The organism is Tsukamurella pseudospumae (genome assembly GCF_001575205.1).
Taxonomy (GTDB): Bacteria; Actinomycetota; Actinomycetes; order Mycobacteriales; family Mycobacteriaceae; genus Tsukamurella; species Tsukamurella pseudospumae.
On the sequence record NZ_LSRE01000051.1, the window covers coordinates 1 to 2,452 of the forward strand.

Below are 2,452 nucleotides of genomic sequence, written 5' to 3' on the forward strand. Positions count from 1 at the left end.
TTTAGWCGGCAGVGATGACTGCGCTCGTTGATTCTCCCCAGTTCTGCTAACTGAATCTCCCCACTTGTGTGCACCCGCCAAGTAATGGGCGGGGCCTCCCCGTGATGCTGGTGGTCTCTGACCACGCACCAGCCCTTCGAGGGAGGCCCCGCTCGTTCATGCTCACACAAGGAGAGACCGTGGAAGCACATGCTCTGCGCAAGCAGGGGTGGACGATCTCAGCGATCGCCCGTCATCTGGGACGGGACCGTAAGACCGTCCGCAACTATCTCAACGGGGTCACCGAGCCGGGTGTCCGCCACCGGGACGAGGACCCGTTCGAGCCGTTCGCCGAGTACGTCACCAGCCGCTTGCTCGAGGACCCGCATCTGTGGGCGCAGACCCTGTTCGACGAACTCGTCGAGATGCGGTTCAAGCAGTCGTATTCGTCGCTGACCCGGCAGATCCGGGACCGTGGCCTGCGCCCGGTGTGCCCGCAGTGCACGACCGCGGTGAACCGTCCGAACGCGGTGATCGAGCACCCGCCAGGCGAAGAGACGCAATGGGATTGGTTGGATCTACCCGATCCGCCAGCGGCGTGGGGGTGGGGCAAGACCGCGCACCTGTTGGTTGGAACGTTGTCGTGTTCAGGGCGGTGGCGAGGTTACCTCGCCCCGAATACGACACGCCCGCAGGTGATCGCCGGCCTGGACCGGATCACCCGCCGGCTCGGTGGGGTGACCCGCAACTGGCGGTTCGACCGGATGGCCACGGTCTGCCACCCCTCCAGCGGGGAGCTGAAGGCCGAATTCGCTGCGGTCGCCAAGTATTACGGTGTCTCGGTCAAGATCTGTCCACCACGTTCGGGGCACCGCAAAGGCGTTGTGGAGGGCGAGAACCGGAGCATCGCGCAACGCTGGTGGCGGACCCTGCCCGACGAGCTGACCGTGGAGCAGGCCCAAGCGTCCCTGGATGAGCACTGCCGAGTCCGCGTCGATACCCGGATGCGCGCCACCAAAGACGGCCGCAGCTCGGTGCTGACCGTCGCCGCCAGCGAACCCCTACGCCGGCCTCCTGCGGCGCCGTATCCCGCGGTCCTGTCGGAGCCGAGGAAGGTCTCACGGCAGGCCCTGGTGGCGTGGCGGGGCAACCAGTACTCGGTGCCGCCGGAGCTCGCGATGGGAGAGGTCACCGTCACCGAACGGCTCGGCGACAGTCATATCGACATCGCCACCGTTTCGGGGATCGTCATCGCCCGGCACCGCCTCGCCGCCCCGGGCACCGGGGCGCAGGTCCGTGACACGGTGCATGTGACCGCGCTCAACGCAGCGGCGATGGCAGCAGCAGCCAATTCCGGCGATGGGCGGCCGCACCGCAACAAGGAGCGGATCCCACCCGGTGAACGCTCCCGGGCAGCGGCGCAATGCCTGCGCGAGAACAACTCCCACACCCCCAGTCGACCAACCGCTCAACCGATAGCCGCATCCGATGATGCCGTCGTGATCGATCTCGCCGCCTATGAGGCGGCCGCACAGAACAGGAACACCCTCGGATGACCACCACCAGCAACCGCACCAGCAGCGCCGGCAGCAGGGGCTCTGCGGCGTCGTTGTATCAGCAGCTACGAGGGCACCTCGCGGTCCTCAAGCTCGACGCCGCCGCCGCGGCACTCCCCAGCGTGTTGGAGACCGCGACCGCCGAGAAGTGGACCATGACAGCAACATTGGAACATCTACTCAAAGTCGAAGTCGACGCCACCGAAGCCCGCCGACTGGCCGGCCGGATGCGATTCGCGTGCCTGCCGACCGGTGCGACCCTCGCTGATTTCGACTTCGATGCCGCCCCCGGCCTCGACCAAGCCCTGATCCGCGAGCTCGGGACCTGTGCCTACCTCGAATCCGCGACGAACGTGATGCTCGTCGGACCACCCGGCACCGGGAAAACCCACCTCGCGGTCGGGCTCGCGCATGCCGCAGTGCACGCCGGATACCGCACCTACGTCACCACCGCCGCCGACCTGGCCGCCCGCTGCCACAAAGCGGCGATCGAAGGCCGCTGGTCGACGACCATGCGGTTCTTCGCTGGCCCGACGCTGCTCGTCATCGACGAACTCGGCTACCTCCCCTTGCCCGCCGAAGCCGCATCAGCGTTGTTTCAGGTTGTCGCGCAACGGTATCTGAAAACATCGATCGTCATCACCACCAACCGATCGGTCTCCGAATGGGGCGAAGTCCTCGGCGACACCACCGTCGCCGCGGCCATGCTCGACAGGCTCCTACACCGCTCCGTCGTCCTCAAACTCGACGGCGACAGCTACCGACTACGAGACCACCACGCCCGCAACGAAACCCACCGCACAGCAATCGCACCCAGCCGCCGACCGCTATAATCCGACCGCACCCAGGTGAGGAATTTCAATGAGCATCACTGGGGACTTTCGATGAGCCTGATCAGDGAATCGCCGTCGCGTATC

Annotated in this window: 2 protein-coding genes; both read left to right on the forward strand. The window is 66.3% G+C overall.

What is annotated here, in order from left to right; genetic code table 11:
* The first annotated feature begins 158 nt into the window (after nt 1-158).
* Nucleotides 159-1,535, forward strand: coding sequence for a Mu transposase domain-containing protein (locus AXK61_RS24085; RefSeq protein WP_068575355.1), 1,377 nt, complete (start codon nt 159-161; stop codon nt 1,533-1,535).
* Entirely contained in the window at nt 1,532-2,368 is an 837-nt protein-coding gene (istB, locus tag AXK61_RS24090) for an IS21-like element helper ATPase IstB (RefSeq protein ID WP_068575356.1), read from the forward strand. Before AXK61_RS24085 ends, istB begins: the two co-directional genes overlap by 4 nt.
* Nucleotides 2,369-2,452: the final 84 nt, after the last annotated feature.